Source organism: Micromonospora sp. NPDC047074 (assembly GCF_040643815.1).
In the GTDB taxonomy this organism is placed as follows: domain Bacteria; phylum Actinomycetota; class Actinomycetes; order Mycobacteriales; family Micromonosporaceae; genus Micromonospora.
This window is the reverse complement of the sequence record NZ_JBEYVB010000009.1, coordinates 108,466-130,074: the sequence shown is the minus strand read 5'-3', so window position 1 is coordinate 130,074 and position 21,609 is coordinate 108,466. Positions and strand designations below refer to the sequence as shown.

The 21,609-nt window shown below is 76.7% G+C and carries 2 protein-coding genes; both read left to right on the top strand.

Annotated elements, in window-relative coordinates; translation table 11 throughout:
• Positions 1-4 precede the first annotated feature (4 nt).
• Complete coding sequence (locus ABZ809_RS15315; protein WP_357563124.1) at positions 5-14,965, top strand: type I polyketide synthase; 14,961 nt, start codon at positions 5-7, stop codon at positions 14,963-14,965.
• Positions 14,966-15,008: 43 nt separating this feature from the next.
• A complete protein-coding gene (locus ABZ809_RS15310) occupies positions 15,009-21,593 on the top strand; it encodes an SDR family NAD(P)-dependent oxidoreductase (RefSeq protein ID WP_357563123.1) in 6,585 nt (2,194 codons plus the stop codon).
• The last annotated feature ends 16 nt before the right edge of the window (positions 21,594-21,609 follow it).

Sequence of the window (21,609 nt, the reverse complement as noted above, 5' to 3'; positions counted from 1 at the left end):
TTCGATGCCCAGTGAGCAGGAGTTCCTCGACTACCTCCGGCGCGCGACGGCGGACCTGCGCGAGGCCCGCCGCCGGGTCCGCGAGGTGGAGGCGAAGGACCGGGAACCGATGGCCGTCGTCGGGATGGCCTGCCGGTTCCCCGGTGGCGTACGCAGCCCGGGCGACCTGTGGGACCTGGTCACCGAGGAGCGGGAGGGGACCGGCGAGTTCCCCACCGACCGGGGCTGGGACCTCGACCGGCTCTTCTCCGTCGACCCCGACAACCCGGGCACCTCGTACACCGACCGGGGCGGGTTCCTCTACGACGCCACCGGCTTCGACCCGGCCTTCTTCGGCATCTCGCCCCGCGAGGCCCTGGCCATGGACCCGCACCAGCGGCTGCTGCTGGAGGTCGCCTGGGAGACCTTCGAGTCCGCCGGGCTCGACCCGACGCGGCTGCGCGGCAGCCGTACCGGCGTGTTCGCCGGGGTGATGTACCACGACTACGCGTCCCGGGTACTGGACCCGCCGGACGGCGTCGGGGGCTACATCGGCACCGGCAACTCCGGCAGCGTCGTCTCCGGGCGGGTGGCCTACACCTTCGGCCTGGAAGGGCCGGCCGTCACCGTCGACACCGCCTGCTCGTCGTCGCTGGTCGCCGTGCACCTCGCCAGCCAGGCGCTGCGCCAGCGCGACTGCGACCTGGCGCTGGCCGGCGGCGTCACCTTCCTCTCCACCCCCGGCGTCTTCGCCGACTTCTCCCGGCAGCGCGGCCTGGCCTCGGACGGCCGGTGCAAGTCCTTCGCCGCCGCCGCCGACGGCACCGGCTGGGCCGAGGGCGTGGGCGTCCTGCTGCTCCAGCGGCTCTCCGACGCGCAGCGCGAGGGCCGCCGCATCCTCGCCGTCGTCCGGGGCAGCGCCGTCAACCAGGACGGCGCGAGCAGCGGGCTCACCACCCCGAACGGCCCCTCGCAGGAGCGGGTGATCCGGCAGGCGCTGGCCAACGCCCGGCTCTCCCCGGCCGACGTGGACGCCGTCGAGGCGCACGGCACCGGCACCACGCTCGGCGACCCGATCGAGGCGCAGGCGCTGCTGGCCACCTACGGCCAGGACCGGCCCGCCGACGACCCGCTCTGGCTCGGCTCGGTCAAGTCCAACCTCGGCCACACCCAGGCCGCCGCCGGCGCCGCCGGCCTGATCAAGATGGTGCAGGCCATCCAGCGGGGCTGGCTGCCCGCCACCCTGCACGTCGACGCGCCGTCCCCGCACATCGACTGGTCCGCCGGCCGGGTGTCGCTGCTCACCGGGGCCCGCGCCTGGCCGGCCGTCGACCGGGCCCGCCGGGCCGCGGTGTCGTCGTTCGGGATCAGCGGTACGAACGCGCACGTCATCCTCGAACAGGCCCCCGACGGCGAGGAACCGGAACCGGCCGGCGAGCCGCTGCCGCTGGCGCCGGTGTTCCTCTCCGCCCGGGGCGTCGACGCCCTCGCCGCGCAGGCGGGCCGGTGGGCCGACCGGATCGCCGCCGACGAGGCGCTGCGCCCGGTCGACGTCGCCGTGTCGTCGCTGCCCCGCGCCACCCTGCCCGAGCGCGCGGTGGTGCTCGCCGAGGACCGCGACGACCTGCTCGCCGGGCTGCGCGCGCTCGCGGCCGGCGGGCCGGCCGCGAACGTGACCGTCGGAGCGGCCGTCCCGCGCGGCCGGCTGGCGTTCCTCTTCTCCGGTCAGGGCGCGCAGCGCGCCGGCATGGGTCGCGACCTCGCCGCCGCGTTCCCCGTCTTCGCCGACGCCCTGGCCGAGGTGTGCGACAGGCTCGACCCGCTGCTGCCCCGGCCGCTGCGCGAGGTCCTGCACGCCGAGCCCGGCACGCCCGAGGCCGACCTGCTGGACCAGACGGTCTTCACCCAGGCCGGCCTGTTCGCCGTCGAGGTGGCCCTGTTCCGCCTCACCGAGCGCTGGGGCCTGCGGCCGGACTTCCTCGCCGGCCACTCCATCGGCGAGATCGCCGCCGCGCACGTCGCCGGGGTGCTGTCGCTGGCCGACGCGTGCGCGCTGGTCGCCGCGCGGGGCCGGCTCATGCAGGCGTTGCCGGCCGGCGGGGGGATGCTCGCCGTCGCCGCCGACGAGGCCGCCGTACGGGACCGTCTCGCCGGGCTGCCCGGCCGGGTCGACGTCGCCGCCGTGAACGGGCCCGCCGCCGTCGTCGTCTCCGGCGACGTCGCCGCGCTCGACGAGCTGGAGCGGACCTTCGCCGACCGGGGCGTACGCACCCGGCGGCTGCGGGTCAGCCACGCCTTCCACAGCGCGCTCATGGACCCGATGCTGGCGGAGTTCGCGGCGGTCGCCGAGGGGCTCACCTACCACCCGCCGACCATTCCCGTCGTGTCCGACGTGACCGGCCGGATCGCCGAACCGGAGCTGCTGTGCCGCCCGGACTACTGGGTGCGGCACGTCCGCGAGGCGGTGCGGTTCGCCGACGCCGTCGACACGCTCGTCGAGGCGGGCGTCGGCGCGTTCGTGGAGCTGGGCCCGAGCGGCGTGCTCACCGCGATGGCCGAGGACTGTCTCGCCGGGCGGTCCGCCGACGCGCCGGCCCCGGTGCTGGCGTCCCTGCTGCGCAAGGACCGGCCGGAGCCCCGCGCGCTGCTGACGGCCATGGCGGGCCTGCACGCCGACGGGGTCACCGTCGACTGGGCGAGCCAGCTCGGCGGCGGTCGCCGCGTCGACCTGCCCACCTACGCCTTCCAGGACGAGCGGTACTGGCTGGAGTCGACGGGCCGCTTCGTCGACGTCTCCCGCGCCGGCCTCGGCACGGCCGGGCACCCGCTGCTCGGCGCCGCGGTGGCGGTGGCCGGCGAGGACATGGTGCTGCTCACCGGCCGCCTCGCGGCCAGCTCCCACGGCTGGCTCGCCGACCACGTCGTCTCCGGGGCCGTCGTGGTGCCGGGCACGGCGCTGATCGAGCTGGTGGTGCGCGCCGGTGACGAGGTGGGCACCGCCCGGGTGCGGGAGCTGACCCTCGGCGTCCCGCTGACGCTGCCCGCCGACGGCGGCGTACGCGTCCAGGTGCAGGTGGGCGCCGCCGACGACGCCGGTGCCCGGTCGGTGACCGTGCACTCCCAGCCCGAGGACGACCCGGACGCCGGCTGGACCCGCAACGCCGAGGGGCTGCTGGAGCCGGCGCGGCCCGAGGAGCCGGGCGTCGACGCCTGGCCGCCGGTCGCCGCGACCGAGGTGGACCTCGCCGACTGGTATCCGGCGATGGCCGAGCGCGGCCTGACGTACGGGCCGGTGTTCCAGGGGCTGCGCCGCCTGTGGACGGCCGGCGCCGAGGTCTTCGCCGAGGTGGCCCTGCCCGAGGACGTCGCGGGGGCCGCGGTCGCGTTCGGGGTGCACCCGGCGCTGCTGGACGCCGCGTTGCACCCGGCGGGCCTGCTGCCCGCCGGGGCCGGCGGGACCGGGCCGACGGTGCCGTTCGCGTTCGAGGGCGTGCAGGTGCACGCTGCCGGTGCGGCCGTGCTGCGGGTGCGGCTGACCCGGGACGGCTCGGCGGTGCGCCTGGTGGCCGTGGACGAGGCGAACCGGCCCGTGGTCTCGGTGGACTCCCTCGTGCTGCGGGAACTGACCGGCGTACCGGCGTCCGGTGCGGCCGGCCGGTCGCTGTTCGAGGTGTCCTGGCAGCCGGAGCAGGTCACGCCGACCGGGACCACGCCGGCCTGGGCCGTGCTCGGGGCGGCCTGCCCCACCCTGCCCGACCTGGCCGCGTACGCCGACGTGCCCGCCGTGCGGGCGGCGGTGGACCCGCTCCACCCGGCCCCCGGGCTGCTCCTGCTCGCCACCGCCCCCGCCGGCCCGGAGGCCACCGGCGGCGGCCTGACCAGCGGCGACGGCACGCCGGACGCCGACGGCGCGTCGGCCCTGCCCGCGCGGGCACGGTCGCTCACCACCGACGTGCTGACGGTCGTGCGGGACTGGCTCGCCGCCGACGAGTTGGCCGACACCCCCCTCGTGGTGCTCACCCGGGGTGCGGTCGCCGCCGCGCCCGACGACCGGGTCACCGACCTGGCCGGTGCCGCCCTGTGGGGCCTGCTGCGTTCCGCGCAGTCGGAGCACCCCGGCCGCGTCGTCCTCGCCGACCTCGACCGCGACCCCGACGCCGACGTCCTGGCCGTGCTCGCCGCGGTCGCCGCCGACCCCGCCGGAACGGGCGGCCAGGTAGCGCTGCGCGGCACCGAGCTGCTGAGCCCCCGGCTCGTCCGGGCCGTGCCCCCGGCCGGGGACGCCCCGGCGCTCGGCGACGGCACGGTGCTGGTCACCGGCGGCACGGGCGCGCTGGGCGCCCTGGTCGCCGCGCACCTGGTCCGCACGCACGGGGCCCGCTCCGTGGTGATCGCCTCCCGGCGGGGGCCCGCCGCCGCCGGCGCCGCCGACCTCGTCGACCGGCTGACCAACCTCGGCGCACAGGCCGAGGTGGTGGCCTGCGACGTCACCGACCGCACCCAGGCCCATGACCTCGTCACCCGGATCACCGCCGCCGGCCGGCTGGCCGGCGTGGTGCACGCGGCCGGCGTCCTCGACGACGCCGTGGTCACCGGGATCACGCCGGAACGGCTGGCCCGGGTGCTCGCCCCGAAGGTCGACGCCGCCTGGTGGCTGCACGAGGCCACCGCCGACCTGGATCTCGACCTGTTCGTGCTGTTCTCCTCGATCGCCGGGGTGTGGGGCTCGCCCGGTCAGGGCGCGTACGCGGCCGGCAACGCGTTCCTGGACACCCTCGCCGCGTACCGTCGTGGCCTCGGCCTGCCGGCGGTCTCCCTGGCCTGGGGCATGTGGGACGTCGACGGGATGGCCGCCACGCTCGGCGAGGCGGACCGGGCGCGTGCCGCGCAGTCGGGCCTCACGCCGCTCGACGCCGGGACCGGGCTCGCGCTCTTCGACGCGGCCCTGCGCGCCGACCGGCCGGCGCTGGTGCCGGCCGTGCTGGACGTGGCGGCGATGCGGGCCCGCGCGGCCGGCGGCCTGGTGCCGCCGATGCTGCGTACGCTGCTGGGCTCGTCGGTGGCCCGCCGGCAGGCCGGGAAGTCCGGGCGGGGCGACGGCTGGGCCGCGCGACTGGCCGGGCTCTCCGTCGAGGAGGCCCGGGAGCAGGTCGGCACCCTCGTCCGTGGCCTGGTGGCGCAGGTGCTCGGGCACGGTGGCGCGGAGCAGGTGCCGGCGGACCGGGCGTTCCGGGAGTTGGGCTTCGACTCGCTGACGGCGGTGGACCTGCGCAACCGGGTCAACGCGGCCACCGGGCTGCGGCTGCCGTCCACCCTGGTCTTCGACTACCCGACCCCGCAGGCCCTCGCCGACCACGTGCACCAGGAGCTGGCCGGGGCCCCGACGGCGGCGACGACCAGCGCGGTCGTCTCCGTGGGCGCCGACGAGCCGATCGCGATCGTCGGCATGGCCTGCCGCTATCCGGGCGGGGTCGCCTCGCCCGAGCAGTTGTGGGAGCTGTTGGCCGCCGGGGGCGACGGGGTTTCGGAGTTCCCCGGCGACCGTGGATGGGACCTGGAGGGCCTGTTCGATCCGGATCCGGACCGCAGCGGCACGTCGTACACGCGGCACGGTGGTTTCCTGCACGACGCGGCGGAGTTCGACCCCGGCTTCTTCGGGATCTCGCCGCGCGAGGCGCTGGCCATGGACCCGCAGCAGCGGTTGCTGCTGGAGACCTCCTGGGAGGCGTTCGAGTCGGCGGGGGTGGACCCGCAGCGGTTGCGGGGCAGCCGCACGGGTGTGTTCGCGGGCGTGATGTACCACGACTACGCCTCCCAGCTGATGGACCTGCCCGAGGGCGTCGAGGGCTACGTCGGTACGGGCACGTCGGGCAGTGTGCTGTCGGGTCGGGTGGCGTACACGTTCGGGCTGGAGGGCCCGGCGGTGACCGTGGACACGGCGTGTTCGTCGTCGCTGGTGGCGTTGCACCTGGCGGTGCAGGCGTTGCGGTCGGGGGAGTGCGAGTACGCCCTGGCCGGCGGCGTCACCGTGATGGCCACCCCGGGCACGTTCGTGGAGTTCTCCCGGCAGCGGGGGTTGTCGCGGGACGGACGGTGCAAGTCGTTCGCGGCGTCCGCGGACGGCACCGGCTGGGGCGAGGGCGTCGGTGTGCTGCTGGTGCAGCGCCTCGCCGACGCCCGGCGCGACGGTCGCCGGATCCTGGCGGTGGTGCGCGGCAGCGCGGTCAACCAGGACGGTGCGTCGAACGGCCTGACCGCCCCGAACGGTCCGTCGCAGCAGCGGGTGATCCGGCAGGCCCTGGCCAGCGCGCGGCTCACGCCCGCCGACGTGGACGCGGTGGAGGCGCACGGCACCGGCACCACGCTCGGCGACCCGATCGAGGCGCAGGCGCTGCTGGCGACCTACGGTCAGGACCGTGGCGAGGCCGGCCCGTTGTTGCTGGGATCGGTCAAGTCGAACCTCGGCCACACCCAGGCGGCGGCCGGCGTGGCCGGCATCATCAAGATGGTGCTCGCCATGCGCCACGGCCTCGTGCCGGCCACGCTGCACGTGGACGAGCCGTCCCCGCACGTGGACTGGTCGGCCGGTGACGTCGCGCTGGTGACCGAGGCGCGGGCGTGGCCGGCGGTGGACCGGCCGCGCCGGGCGGCGGTGTCGTCGTTCGGCATCTCCGGCACCAACGCGCACGTCATCCTCGAACAGCCGCCCGTCGTCGACGGCGCACCGGCCCACGGCGGGGCCACCCGCAACGACGCCAGCGCCGGCCGCCCGACCGACGTCACCTCCGGAGCCGGACGCCCGGCCGGCGAGGCCTCGGACCGCCCGGCGGTTCCGGTGCCGGTGCTGCTCTCCGCCCGCTCCGGCGAGGCGGTCGCCGGACAGGCGGGCCGGTGGGCGACCTGGCTGACCGACAACCCCGACCTGCGCCCGGTCGACGTGGGCTGGTCGTCGGTGACGACCCGCTCGGTGCTGGAGCACCGCGCGGTGCTCCTCGCCGCCGACCGGGACGGCCTGCTGGCCGCGCTCCGCGCGCTGGCCGCCGGCGAGCCGTCCGGCGCGGTCGTCACCGGATCGGGTACGCCGGCCGGCCGACTCGCGCTGCTCTTCTCCGGCCAGGGCGCCCAGCGCGCCGGCATGGGGCGTGAGCTGTCCGCGGCGTTCCCGGTGTTCGCGTCCGCCCTGGACGAGGTGTGCGCCCACCTGGACCCGCTGCTGCCCCGGCCGCTGCGCGAGGTGCTGTTCGCCGAGGCGGGCACGCCGGAGGCGGAGCTGCTGGACCAGACCGTCTTCACCCAGGCCGGGCTGTTCGCGGTCGAGGTGGCGCTGTTCCGCCTGGTGGAGTCGTTCGGGATCGTGCCCGACCACGTGGGCGGCCACTCGATCGGCGAGGTGACCGCCGCGTACGTCGCCGGGGTGCTGTCGCTGCCCGACGCGTGCGCCCTGGTGGCGGCGCGGGGCCGGCTGATGCAGGCCCTGCCCACGGGCGGCGGGATGCTCGCGGTCGAGGCCGACGAGGCGGCGGTGCTCGCCTCCCTCGCCGAACTGGCCGGTGGCCCCGCCCGGGACGCCGACCGCGACCCGGGTGACCCCGCCGCGTCCGGTGACCGGCTCGGGATCGCGGCCGTCAACGGGCCGACGGCCGTGGTCGTCTCCGGTGCGACCGACGCCCTGGACGAGCTGGCGGCGCTCTGGGCGGAACGGGGCGCGCGGACCCGCCGGCTGCGGGTCAGCCACGCGTTCCACAGCCCGCTCATGGAGCCGATGCTCGCCGACTTCCGTGCCGCCCTGGACGGGCTGGTGTTCCGGGAGCCGCTGCTGCCGCTCGTGTCGAACGTGACCGGCGCGATCGCCGCCCCGGGCGAGGTCGCCACCCCGGACTACTGGGTGCGGCACGTCCGCGAGGCGGTCCGCTACGCCGACGGCGTCCAGGCCCTGCGTGACGCCGGCGTCGGCACCTTCCTGGAGGTCGGCCCGCAGAGCGTGCTGACCGCGCTCAACGCCGACCTGCTGCCCGAAGGTGGCTCGGCGGTGGCGGTGCAGCGCCGCGACCGGCCCGAGGCGTACGCCCTGCTCGCGGCCCTGGCCGAGCTGCACGTCGCCGGCGTGCCGGTCACCTGGACCCCGTCGTTCGCCGACGCCGTCCGCGTCGACCTGCCCACGTACGCCTTCCAGCGCCAGCGCTACTGGCCGGACGGGCCGCTGCGGGGCATCACCGCCGCGACCGCCGAGGAACCGGCCGACCGGCAGTTCTGGGACGCCGTCGAGCGGGCCGACGCCGACGCGCTCGCCGAGGCGATGCGGCTGGACGGCGCCGAGACCCGCCGCCTGGACGAGGCGCTGCCCGTGCTCGCCGCCTGGCGGCAGCGCCGCCGCGACGAGTCCACCGTCAGCGCCTGGCGTTACCGGGTGCGGTGGAAGCCGGTCACCGCCCCGCCGCCGGCCGCGCTCTCCGGGACCTGGTTGGTGCCGGTGCCGGCGGCGTACGCCGACGCGCCCCTGGCCGCCGCCGTCGTCCGGGCGCTCACCGAGGGCGGCGCGACCGCCACCCTGCTCAGCGTCGCCGAACCCGACCGCGTGGCCCTGGCCGACCTGCTGCGCGGCACCGATCCGGCAACGGTCGCCGGGGTGTGCTCCCTGCTCGCCCTCGACGGCACGCCGCACCCGACGCACCCCGTGCTGCCGGCCGGGCTCGCCGGCACCCTCGCCCTGGTGCAGGCGCTCGGCGACGCCGGCGTGACCGCGCCGCTCTGGTGCGCCAGCAGCGGCGCCGTCAGCACCGGCCGGGCCGACCCGCTGGACCGGCCCGACCAGGCTCTCGTCTGGGGGCTCGGCCGCGTCGTCGCGCTCGAACACCCGGACCGCTGGGGCGGCCTGGTCGACCTGCCCGCCGACCTCGACGAGCGCGCCCGGGGCCGGCTCGTCGCCGCCCTCGCCGGGACGGACCACGAGGACCAGATCGCCGTACGCGCCTCCGGGCTCTTCGTCCGCCGCCTGGTCCGCGCCGCCGACGACCGTCCGGCCGACGGTGGCTGGCGCCCCGCCGGCACCGTGCTGGTCACCGGCGGCCTCGGGTCGATCGGCGCCCACGTGGCCCGCTGGCTGGCCCGCGAGGGCGCCGCACACCTGGTGCTGACCAGCCGGCAGGGACCGGCCGCGGCCGGCGCCGCCGAGCTGGAGGCCGAGCTGACCGGCCACGGCGCGACCGTCACCCTGGCGGCCTGCGACGTGGCCGACCGGGACTCGCTGCGCGCCCTGGTCGACCGGCTCGCCGACGAGGGCGTACGGATCGACGCGGTGTTCCACGCGGCCGGCGTCCCGCACGCCGGCGCGGTGGCCGACACCGGCCTCGCCGAACTGGCCGGCGCCCTGCACGCCAAGGTCGCCGGGGCGGTCAACCTCGACGCGGTCCTCGGCGACGACCTCGCCGCGTTCGTGCTCTTCTCCTCCGGCGCGGGCGTCTGGGGCGGCGGCCACCAGGGCGCGTACGCCGCCGGCAACGCCTTCCTCGACGCCCTGGCCGAGGACCGGCGTCGGCGGGGCCTCGCCGGCACCGCCCTCGCCTTCGGCGCCTGGGACGGCGGCGGCATGCTGGAGACCGACGGCGCCGACCACATGGCCCGCTCCGGCATCCGCCCGATGCACCCCGACCTGGCGGTCTCCGTACTGGCCGCGGCGGTGGCCCGCGACGAGCCCACGCTCACCGTCGCCGACGTCACCTGGGACCGCTTCCTGGACACCTTCACGCTGGCCCGGCCCCGGCCGCTGATCGGCGACATCCCCGAGGTGGCCCGCGCCCTCGCCGCCCGCCAGCCGGGCAACGGGGACCAGGCCGAGGCGTCCCCGCTGCGCGCCCGGCTCGCCAACCTCGGCGAACCGGAACGCCGGCGCGTCCTGCTCGACCTGGTCCGCTCGCATGCCGCGGCCGTGCTCGGCCACCCCTCGCCGGAGGCGATCGGCGACGACCGGCTGTTCCGGGAACTCGGCTTCGACTCGCTCAGCGCCGTCGAGATGCGCAACCGGCTCGGCGAGGCGGTCGGCCTGACGCTGCCCACCACGCTGGTCTTCGACCGGCCCACCCCGGCCCTGCTCGCCGCCGACCTGGCCGACCGCATCCTCGGCGTGGCGGACGCGGCGGCACCGGCCGTCACGCGGCCCGCCGCCGCGCTGGACGAGCCGATCGCCATCGTCGCGATGAGCTGCCGCTACCCGGGCGGGGTCGACAGCCCCGAGGACCTGTGGCGGCTGGTGGCCGACGGGCGGGACGCGATCACCGGCTTCCCCGCCGACCGCGGCTGGGACCTCGACGCGATCTACGACCCGGACCCGGACCGCCCCGGCACCTCGTACGCCCGCGAGGGCGGCTTCCTCGCCGACCTGGCCGGGTTCGACGCCGGCCTGTTCGGGATCTCGCCCCGGGAGGCGCTGGTCACCGACCCGCAGCAGCGGTTGCTGCTGGAGACCGGCTGGGAGCTGTTCGAGCGGGCCGGAATGGCACCGGCCGACATGCGCGGCTCCGGCACCGGCGTCTTCGTCGGCACCAACGGCCAGGACTACGCCACCCTGCTGCTGGCGGCCCGCGCCGAGACCGAGGGCTACCAGGCCACCGGCAACACGGCGGCGGTGATGTCCGGCCGGCTCGCGTACACCTTCGGGTTGCAGGGCCCCGCCATCACCGTGGACACCGCCTGCTCGTCCTCGCTGGTCGCCATCCACCTGGCCAGCCAGTCGCTGCGGCAGGGCGAGTGCGACCTGGCCGTCGCCGGCGGCGTGACGGTGATGGCGACGCCCGGCGCGTTCCTGGAGTTCGCCCGCCAGCGGGGGCTCGCCGCCGACGGCCGGTGCAAGTCGTACGCCGCCGCCGCCGACGGCACGGGCTGGGGCGAGGGCGTGGGCCTGGTGCTGCTGCAACGGCTCTCCGACGCCGAGCGCTCCGGCAACCCGATCCTCGCCGTGGTCCGCGGCTCGGCGATGAACCAGGACGGCGCCAGCAACGGGCTGACCGCCCCGAGCGGGCCGGCCCAGCAGCGGGTCATCCACCAGGCCCTGGCCAACGCCCGGCTCGCCCCGTCCGAGGTGGACGTGGTCGACGGGCACGGCACCGGCACCCGGCTCGGCGACCCGATCGAGGCGCAGGCCCTGCTGGCCAGCTACGGGCAGGACCGGCCCGCGGACCGGCCGCTGCTGCTCGGCTCGGTCAAGTCGAACATCGGCCACACCGCTGCCGCCGCCGGCGTCGCCAGCGTGATCAAGATGGTGATGGCGCTGCGGCACGACGAACTGCCGCCCACCCTGCACGTGGACGAGCCGTCGCCGCACGTCGACTGGACCGCCGGGGCCATCGAGCTGCTCACCACGTCGCGGCCCTGGCCCGAGGTGGACCGGCCGCGCCGGGCCGGCGTGTCGGCCTTCGGCGTCAGCGGCACCAACGCCCACCTCATCCTCGAACAGGTCCCGCCGGCCGGACCGCAGGGTTCGCAGGATCCGACGGGGGAGGGCCTCCCGGCCGCGCCGCTGCCGGTGCTGCCGTGGCCGGTGTCGGCCGCCGCCGAGGCCGGCCTGCGCGCCCAGGCGGCGCGGCTGGCCGACTGGCTGCCCACCGCCACCGCCACCGACGGCGAGATCGCGTACGGGCTGGCCACCGGCCGGTCCGCGCTGCGCCACCGGGCGGTGCTGCTCGCCGCCGACCGGGCCACCCTTGTGGCCGGGCTGCGCGCGCTGGCGAACGACGAGAGCCACCCGAGCCTCACCAGGGGGGTCGCCGAACCGGGCGGGCCGCTGGCCGTGCTCTTCTCGGGTCAGGGCGCCCAGCACGCCGGGATGGGCCGCGAGCTGTACGACGCGTTCCCCGCCTTCGCGGCGGCCCTCGACGCGGCCTGCCAGCACCTCGACGCCCACCTGCCCCGGCCGCTGCGTGAGGTGATGTTCGCCGCGTCCGGCACCCCCGAGGCCACCCTGCTGGACGAGACCGCCTTCACCCAGGCCGCGCTCTTCGCCTTCGAGGTGGCGCTGTTCCGCCTGCTGGAGAGCTGGGGGGTCCAGCCCGAACTGGTCGCCGGCCACTCCGTCGGGGAGATCACCGCCGCGCACGTCGCGGGCGTGCTCACCCTGCCGGACGCCTGCACCCTCGTCGGCAACCGGGGACGGCTGATGCAGGCCCTGCCGGCCGGCGGCGGCATGCTCGCGGTGGCCACCGCCGAGGCCGACGTGCACGACCTCCTCGCCGGGTACGCCGGCCGGGTGGCGCTCGCCGCCGTCAACGGCCCGGCCGCCGTGGTCCTCTCCGGGGAGATCACGGCGCTGGACGAGTTGGCCGCCCACTTCGGCGACGCCGGCGTGCGCACCAAGCGGCTGCGGGTCAGCCACGCCTTCCACAGCCCGCTGGTGGAGCCGATGCTGGCCGAGTTCGCGGCCGTGGCGGCCACCCTCGCGTACGCGCCACCAACCCTGCCGCTGCTGTCCAACCTGACCGGTGCGCCCGCCGACCCGGACGAGCTGCGGACCGCCGACTACTGGGTGCGCCACGTCCGCGAGGCCGTCCGGTTCGCCGACACCGTCGAGCGGCTGCCCGCCCACGGGGTCACCACCGTGCTGGAGGTCGGTCCCGACGCGGTGCTGACCGCGCTCGCCGCCGACGCCCTGCGCGCCGACGAGCGGGTGCTGGTCACCGGCACGCAGCGCGCCGGACGCGACGAGGTGGCCACCCTGCTCGCGGCGGTGGCCGCGCTGCACTGCCACGGCGTGCCGCTGCGGTGGACCGCCCTGCTGCCCGCCGCCGCCCCCGTGCCGCTGCCCACGTACGCGTTCCAGCACGACCGGTTCTGGCCGACCCTCGACGGCGCCGCGGCCCCGACCGCCGCGCCGGTCCCCGCCGAGGACGACGGGTTCTGGCAGGCCGTCGCCGAGCAGGACGGCGCGGCCCTCGCCGAGCGGGTCGGCGTCGACCCCGACCGGCCGCTGCGCGACCTGCTGCCCGACCTCGCCGACTGGCGCCGTCGGCAGCGGGAGGAGACGCTTGTCGACGGCTGGCGCTACCGGATCACCTGGCCCGTACGGCAGCCGGCCGTCGGGGCGGCGACCGGCGACTGGCTGCTGGTCGCCCCGCCCGACGCGGCTGACGTCGCCGACCGGCTCGCCGGCCTGCTGACCGGGCACGGCGGCACCGTGCGCACCCTGGCGGTCGACCCGGCCGCCGTCACCCGCGACGAGCTGGCCGGCCGGCTCGCCGAGCCCGGCGCCCCGACCCGGATCGTCTCCCTGCTGGCCCTCGACGAGCGGTCCCACCCCGACCACCCCGGCGTGCCCGCCGGGCTCACCGGCAACCTGGCGCTGCTCCAGGCCGTGCCCGGCGTCCTGCCGGCCGCCGGGCTGTGGCTGCTCACCCGCCAGGCCGTCAGCACCGGTGCCGACGACCCGGTGGCGAACCCCGTCCAGGCCACCACCTGGGGCCTCGGCCTGGTCGCCGCCCTGGAGCACCCGACCCACTGGGGCGGCCTGCTCGACCTGCCCGCCGACCTCGACGAGCAGGCCGGCGAACACGCCGTGCGGATGCTGCTCAACACCGAGCAGGAGGACCAGGCGGCCGTCCGGGCGACGGGCGTGCACCTGCGGCGGCTGGCCCGCGCCGGCCGCGCCGAGGCGCCGCAGGGGCCCGGCTGGCAGCCGCACGGCACCGTCCTGATCACCGGCGGCACCGGCGCGATCGGCCGGTACGCCGCCACCTGGTTCGCCCGTCACGGCGCCGAGCGGCTGATCCTGGTCAGCCGGCGCGGGCCCGCCGCGCCCGGCGTCGACGAGGTGGTGGCGGAACTGGCCGCCCTCGGCGCGGACGCCCGCGTCGTCGCCTGCGACCTCACCGACGCCGACGCGGTCGCCGCGCTCGCCGACGAGCTGCACCGCGACGGCGGGGTGCACGCGGTGGTGCACGCCGCCGGCGTCGGGCTGCTCAACCCGATCACCGAGGTCGGCCTCGGGGAACTCGCCGCCGTGGTCACCGGGAAGATCACCGGTGTCCGGCACCTCGACGAGTTCCTCGACCCCGAGCGGCTCGAACTGGTCGTCTACTTCTCCTCCATCGCGGCGACCTGGGGCGTCGGCGACCACGGCGCGTACGCCGCCGGCAACGCCTTCCTCGACGCGTGGGCCCAGTCCCGGCCGGCGGGGCGGGCCCGGGTGGTCTCCGTCAACTGGGGTCCGTGGGCCGGCGGCGGCATGGTCAGCGACGGCCACGCCGCGGCGATGAGCCGGCGCGGCCTCACCCTGCTCGACCGGGAGCCGGCGATGGCGGCCCTGCGCGCCGCCGTCGCCGCCGACGGGGCGCAGTTCACCGTCGCCGACGTGGACTGGGCGCGCTTCGCGCCGGTGTTCGCCTCGGCCCGGCGGCGCCCGCTGATCGGCGAGATCCCGGAGGTGGCGGCGCTCGACGCCGCGCCCGAGCAGGCCGCCGCCGACGGCGGGGAGGTCCTGACCGGGCTGCGCAAGCGGCTCGCCGACCTGCCCGAGGCCGAGCAGATCCGGCTGCTGGTCGACCTGGTGCGTACCGCCGCCGCCGAGGTCATCGGCCACGACAGCCCGTACGCCCTGGAGAACAACCGCCCGTTCCGGGACCTCGGCTTCGACTCGCTGACCGCCGTGGAACTGCGCGGCCGGCTGGCGCGGTCGACCGGCCTCAACCCGGCCAGCTCGGTGGTCTTCGACTACCCGACGCCGCTGGCATTGGCCGAGCACCTGCGCGGCGAACTGGTCAGCGAGGCGTCGGTCGAGGCCCTGCCGACCGTCGAGGAGCTGGACCAGCTGGAGAGCGCCCTCGTGCTGCGCGACCAGGACGACATCGGCCGGGTGCGGGTCACCATGCGCCTGCACCGCCTGCTCGAACGGCTCGGGGCGGCCGAGGCGACCGGCGACGCCACCGAGGTGGCCGACCGGCTGCGGGTGGCCAGCAACCAGGAGCTTTTCGATCTTGTGGACAGGGACCTCGGGCTCTCCTGAGTCGCGCGTCAGATATCGGTGAGGAACGAGGGAGCGGGATTTCATGTCGGATGAAGAGCGGCTGCGCGAGTACCTGACGCGCGTCATCGCCGAGCTGCAGCAGACCCGGCAGCGGCTGCGCGAGGTCACCGCCGAGGAGTCCGAGCCGGTGGCGATCGTCTCCATGAGCTGCCGGTACCCCGGCGGGATCAGCTCTCCCGAGGAGCTGTGGTCCTTCGTCGAGGCCGGCGGCGACGCCATCTCCGACTTCCCGACCGACCGGGGCTGGGACCTGGACCGGCTCTACCACGCCGACCCCGACAACGCCGGCACGTCGTACACCGCCTCGGGCGGGTTCCTGCGCGACGCCGGGGCGTTCGACGCCGCCCTGTTCGGCATCTCGCCCCGCGAGGCGCAGGCGATGGACCCGCAGCAGCGGCACCTGCTGGAGGTCGCCTGGGAACTCTTCGAGCGCGCCGGCCTCGCCCCCCTGTCGCTGGGCGGCAGCCGCACCGGCGTCTTCGTCGGCACCTCCGGCCAGGACTACGCGTCCGTGCTGCACGGCGCCTCCGACGCCGAGGGGTACATGGTCACCGGCACTGCCGCCAGCGTGCTGTCCGGCCGGGTGGCGTACACCTTCGGGCTGGAGGGGCCCACGGTCACCGTCGACACCGCCTGCTCGTCGTCGTCGGTCGCCATCCACCTGGCCTGCCAGGCGCTGCGCCAGCGGGAGTGCGAGCTGGCGCTGGCCGGCGGCGCCACCGTGCTGGCCGCCCCCGGCCCGTTCGTCGAGTTCTCCCGGCAGCGTGGCCTGGCCGCCGACGGCCGGTGCAAGTCGTTCGCCGCGTCGGCGGACGGCACCGGCTGGTCCGAGGGCGTCGGCCTGCTGCTGCTGGAACGGCTCGCCGACGCCCGCCGCCTGGGCCACCGGGTGCTCGGCGTCATCCGCGCCTCCGCCATCAACCAGGACGGCGCCTCCAACGGCCTCACCGCCCCGAACGGCCCCTCCCAGCAGCGGGTCATCCGGCAGGCGCTGGCCGGGGCGAAGCTCACCCCCGACCTGGTGGACGCGGTCGAGGCGCACGGCACCGGCACCACCCTCGGCGACCCCATCGAGGCCCAGGCGCTGCTCGCCACCTACGGCCAGGACCGGCCGGCGGGCCGGCCACTGCTGCTCGGCTCGCTCAAGTCCAACCTCGGCCACAGCCAGGCCGCGGCCGGGGTGGGCGGCGTGATCAAGATGGTGATGGCGATGCGGCACGGGGTCGTGCCCGCCACCCTGCACGTCGACCGGCCCACCCCGCACGTCGACTGGTCGGCCGGCGACGTCGAACTGGTCACCGAGGCGCGGCCGTGGCCGGCCGTGGACCGGCCCCGCCGGGCGGGCGTCTCCTCGTTCGGCATGAGCGGCACCAACGCCCACCTGATCCTGGAGCAGGGCGGGACCGGCACGCCGGACGGGCCGGCCGCCGCGGCGCCCGCCACGGGTGCCGGCCTCCTGCCCACGGGCCCGCTGCTGTGGCCCGTCTCGGCGAAGTCCAGGGGCGCACTCGCCGGCCAGGCGGCCCGGCTGGCCGCGTTCCTGCGCGACCGCGCCGCCGACGCGGCCGTCGACCCGGCACAGGTGGCCTGGTCCCTCGCCACGACTCGATCGGTGCTCGACCACCGGGCGGCCGTGGTCGGCCGGGACGCCGAGGAACTGCTGTCCGGTCTGGACGCCCTCGCCGACGGATCTCCGGCGGTGAACACGGTCTCCGGGTTCACCGCCGACGGTGGTGCGGGTCCGGTGTTCGTGTTCCCGGGTCAGGGTGCGCAGTCGGCGCGGATGGCGGCGGGTCTGGTCGGCGCGTGCCCGGTGTTCGACGCGGCTCTCGCCGAGTGTCAGGTGGCGTTGGCGCCGTGGTTGGACGTGGACCTGGTGTCCGTGTTGACGGGTGGCGACGAGTCGTGGCTTGAGCGGGTGGAGGTCGTGCAGCCGGTGCTGTTCGCGGTCGGGATCGCGCTCGCGGCGGTGTGGAGGCACGTGGGTGTCATGCCGTCGGCGGTGGTCGGTCACAGCCAGGGTGAGATCGGTGCCGCGTGCGTGGCGGGCATCCTGAGCCTGGAGGACGCCGCGAAGACCGTCGCGTTGCGTTCCCGCGCGTTGGCGGTCCTCGCGGGCACGGGTGCGATGGCGTCGGTGGATCTGTCGGCCGAGCAGGTCACCGCCCGCCTGGATGCGTTCCCCGGTGTGGGTGTGGCGGCCGTCAACGGTCCGGCGACGGTGGTGGTGTCTGGTCCGCCGCAGCCGGTGGCGGATCTGGTGGCGGCGTGTCAGGCCGACGGTGTGCGGGCTCGGGTCATTCCGGTGGATTACGCGTCGCATTCGCCGGCGGTGCAGCAGGTCGCGGAGCAGTTGCGCACCGATCTGGCGGACGTCGCGCCTCGTATCGGTGAGGTGCGGTTGGTGTCGACGTTGACCGGTGACTGGGTGGACCCGCAGAGCATGGGTGCGCAGTACTGGTATGACAATCTGCGGCAGCCGGTGTTGTTCGACACGGCCGTCCGTGTCGCCATCGCTGCCGGGCATTCCACGTTCGTGGAGGTCAGTCCGCATCCGGTGTTGGGGATGCCGGTGACGGCGATCCTCGACGACACCGACACGAGCGGGCACGTGCTGGGCACGTTGCGGCGGGGTGAGGACGACCCGACCCGCCTGCTGACGACCCTGGCGACGGCGCACGCGGTCGGCCTGCCGGTGGACCTGACGGCGGTGCTCGCCCCGGCGGCGGTGACGGACCTGCCGACGTACGCGTTCGACCACCGTCGGTACTGGGTCGACGCGCCGGCGTACCAGCCGCAGGACGTGGGTGCCGCCGGGCTGCACGACCCCGGACACCCCCTGCTCAGCGCCGCCGTACGGGTGCCCGACGACGACACCGTCGTGCTCACCGGCCGGCTGTCGACCCGTACCCACCCGTGGCTGGCCGAGCACGTCGTCCGGGAGACGGCCGTCGTGCCGGGCACCGCACTGCTCGACATGGTCGTCCGCGCCGGGGACGAGGTCGACGCCGGACAGGTCGGCGAGCTGATCCTGCTCGCCCCGATGGCGCTCCCCGCCGACGGCGCCGCCATCCAGGTGCGGCTGCGCGTCGGCGCGCCCGACGACGACGGCAAGCGCGCCGTCACCATCCACTCCCGCCCCGAACAGTCCGAGGACGCCGAGTGGACCCGGCACGCCGAGGGGTCGCTGCATCCCCACCCGGCCACGTCCGGCCCCACCCTCGTCGACTGGCCGCCCGCCGGGGCGACCCCCGTCGACGCCGACCTGTCCGCCTGGTACGCGGGGATGGCCGACGGCGGGCTCGCGTACGGGCCCGCCTTCCAGGGGCTGCGCCGGGTCTGGCGCGACGGCGACGAGGTGCACGCCGAGGTGGCGCTGCCCGAGTCCGCCGCCCCCGCCGCGGCCCACTTCGGCCTGCACCCCGCGCTCCTCGACGCCGCCCTCCAGGCGTCCGGCGTGACCGCCCTCATCGGCGACCCGGCCAACCCCGAGGTGTGGATGCCCTTCGCCTTCGAGGCGGTCGCCCTGCACGCCCACGGCGCCACCCGGCTCCGGGTCCGGCTGCGGACGCTGAGCCGCGACACCGTCACGGTCACCGTCGCCGACGCCGCCGGCCAGCCCGTCGCCGAGATCGGGGCACTGACCTTCCGCCCCGCCTCCGCCGCCCCGGCGGCCCCCGCCGCGCACCGCGACGCCCTGCACCACCTCGACTGGCTGCCCGCCGGCCCGGTCACCACCGAGGAGACCGCCGCGCCCACCGTTTGCTGGGCGTTGCTCGGCGGCGGCGCGGCCGGCCTGTCCGAGGCGCTGGCGTCGGCCGGTCACCCGGTGCGGCGCCACGCCGACCTGGCCGCGCTGGTCGCCGCGATCGACGCCGACGGCGTCGTACCCGACGTGGTGGTGGACCTGCGCGACGACGACCCCGCGCGGGCCGCGCACGACGACGCCGACGACCCGGCCCGGGCCGCGCACGACGACGCCCGGGCGGCACTGGCGCTGCTGCGCGGCTGGCTCGCCGAGCCCCGCCTCAACGACGCCCGGCTGGTCTTCGGCACCCGCGGCGCGGTCGGCGCGGCACCCGGCGAGGCCCCCCGCCGCCCGGCGCAGGCCACCGTGTGGGGCCTGGTCCGCTCCGCGCAGTCCGAGCACCCCGGCCGCTTCCTGCTGCTGGACACCGACGACACGGCCGCCTCCGCCGAGGCGCTGGCCGCGGCCGTCGCCTCCGGCGAACCCCAGGTGGCGCTCCGCGACGGCACCCCGCTGGTGCCCCGGCTCACCCGGGCCCGCGACGCCGACGTGCTCGCGCTGCCCGACGGCGGCGTCCCGTGGCGACTCGACGTGGCCGGCAAGGGAACGCTGGAGAACCTGGTGGCGGTGCCCTGCCCGGAGATCGCCGCCGCCGGGCTCCCACCCGGCCAGGTACGCGTCGAGATGCGCGCCGCCGGGCTGAACTTCCGCGACGTCGTGCTGGCCCTCGGCATGGTGCCCGACCAGGAGGGGCTCGGCAACGAGGGCGCGGGCGTGGTGGTCGAGGTCGGCCCCGGGGTGACCGACCTGGCGCCCGGCGACCGGGTGATGGGCCTCTTCCCCAACTCGTTCTCGTCGGTCACGATCACCGACCACCGGGTGGTCACCAGGATCCCCGCCGGCTGGTCGTACGCGGACGCGGCAGCCGTGCCGGTGGCGTTCGTGACCGCCTGGTACGGCCTCGTCGAGTTGGCCCGGTTGCGCGCCGGTGAGTCCGTGCTGATCCACGCCGCCGCCGGCGGGGTCGGCATGGCGGCCGTCCAGATCGCCCGCCACCTCGGCGCGGAGGTCTTCGGCACCGCCAGCCCCGGCAAGTGGCCGGTGCTGCGCGCCACCGGCTTCGACGACGCCCACATCGCCTCATCCCGCACCCTCGACTTCGTCGACGAGTTCCGCGCGAGCACCGGCGGCCGGGGCGTCGACGTGGTGCTCAACGCGCTCAGCGGCGACTTCGTCGACGCCGCGCTGCGGCTGCTCGCGCCCGGCGGCAGGTTCGCCGAGATGGGCAAGACCGACAAGCGGGATCCGCAGCGGGTCGCGGCCGACCACCCCGGCGTCAGCTACCAGGTCTTCGACGTCATCGACGCCGGCCAGGACCGCATCGGGCAGATGCTCGGCGAGGTGATGGCGCTCTTCGCCGCCGGCGTCCTGCACCCCCTGCCGCGGCGGACCTTCGACATGCGGCGGGCCCCGGAGGCGTTCCGGTTCCTCAGCCAGGCCCGGCACGTCGGCAAGCTCGCCCTCACCATGCCCCGGCAGCCGCGTCCCGACGGGACGGTCCTGGTCTCCGGTGCCACCGGCACCCTCGGGGCGCTGGTCACCCGCCACCTGGTCACCGCACACGGCGTCCGGCACCTGCTGCTGGTCAGCCGGCGCGGCCCGGACGCGGAGGGCGCCGGCGACCTGCTGGCCCAACTCAAGGAACTCGGCGCGGAGGCCACCGTCGTCGCCGCGGACCTGGCCGACCCGGAGACGGTCGCCGACGTGCTGTCCATGGTGGATGCCGCGCACCCGCTGACGGCCGTCGTGCACGCCGCCGGCGTCCTCGACGACGGGACCGTCGACCAGCTCACCCCGGAGCGCCTCGACGCCGTGCTCCGGCCCAAGGTCGACGCGGCCTGGAACCTGCACCGCGCCACCCTCGACCGGGAGCTGGACGCCTTCGTGCTCTTCTCCGGCGCGGCCGGCGTGCTCGGCGCGGCGGGCCAGGGCAACTACGCCGCCGGCAACGCCTTCCTCGACGCGCTCGCCGCCCACCGGCGGGCCCTCGGGCTGCCCGCCGTCTCGCTGGCCTGGGGCCTCTGGGCGCAGGCCAGCGGCATGACCGGGCACCTCGACGCCGCCGACCGCCGCCGCCTCGACCGGGGCGGCGTGGTGGGGCTGGCCACGGGCGAGGCCCTGGAACTGTTCGACGTCGCGCGCGGATCCGAGCGGGCGCTGGTGGTGCCGGCCCGGTTCGGCACCGGCGGCGGCACGGGACCCGTGCACCCGCTGCTGTCCCAGCTCACCCGCCGCCGGGCGCGCCGCAGCGCGGCCGGCGGCGCCGAGGCCACCGACGGCGCCGCGTTCGCCGAGACGATGCGCGGGCTGCCGGAGGAGAAGCGGGTACGCGCCCTGACCGACCTGGTGCTGGCGCACGTGGCGACGGTGCTCGGCCACGCCGACCCGGGCGCCGTCGAGCCGACCCGCGCCTTCCGCGAACTCGGCTTCGACTCGCTCACCGCCGTGGAACTGCGCAACCGGCTCGGCGCCGCCACCGGACTGCGGCTGCCCGCGACCCTGATCTTCGACAACCCGGCGCCGAACGTGCTCGCCGCCTGGCTGGCCGCCCGGTTCGCCCCCGCCCCCGCCAGCGGCGGCGGGGAACGCTCCGGTGGCCTCGGGCAGGACCTCGACCGGCTGGAGGCGGCCCTCGCCGACCTCGACGCCGACGGCGACGAGTTCCGCCGGATCACCGACCGGCTGCACGGCCTGCTGGACCGGCTGACGGCACGGCAGTCCGACGGCGACGACGACCTCGAGTCGGCCACCGCCGAGAACATCTTCGACCTGATCGACCGCGAACTGGAGACGTCCTGATGGCCAGTCGCACCGA

Excerpts from the sequence above, each read along its gene's own strand:
- ABZ809_RS15315 (WP_357563124.1), top strand. The coding sequence starts at position 5 with ATGCCCAGTGAGCAGGAGTTCCTCGACTACCTCCGGCGCGCGACGGCG.
- ABZ809_RS15310 (WP_357563123.1), top strand. The coding sequence starts at position 15,009 with ATGTCGGATGAAGAGCGGCTGCGCGAGTACCTGACGCGCGTCATCGCC.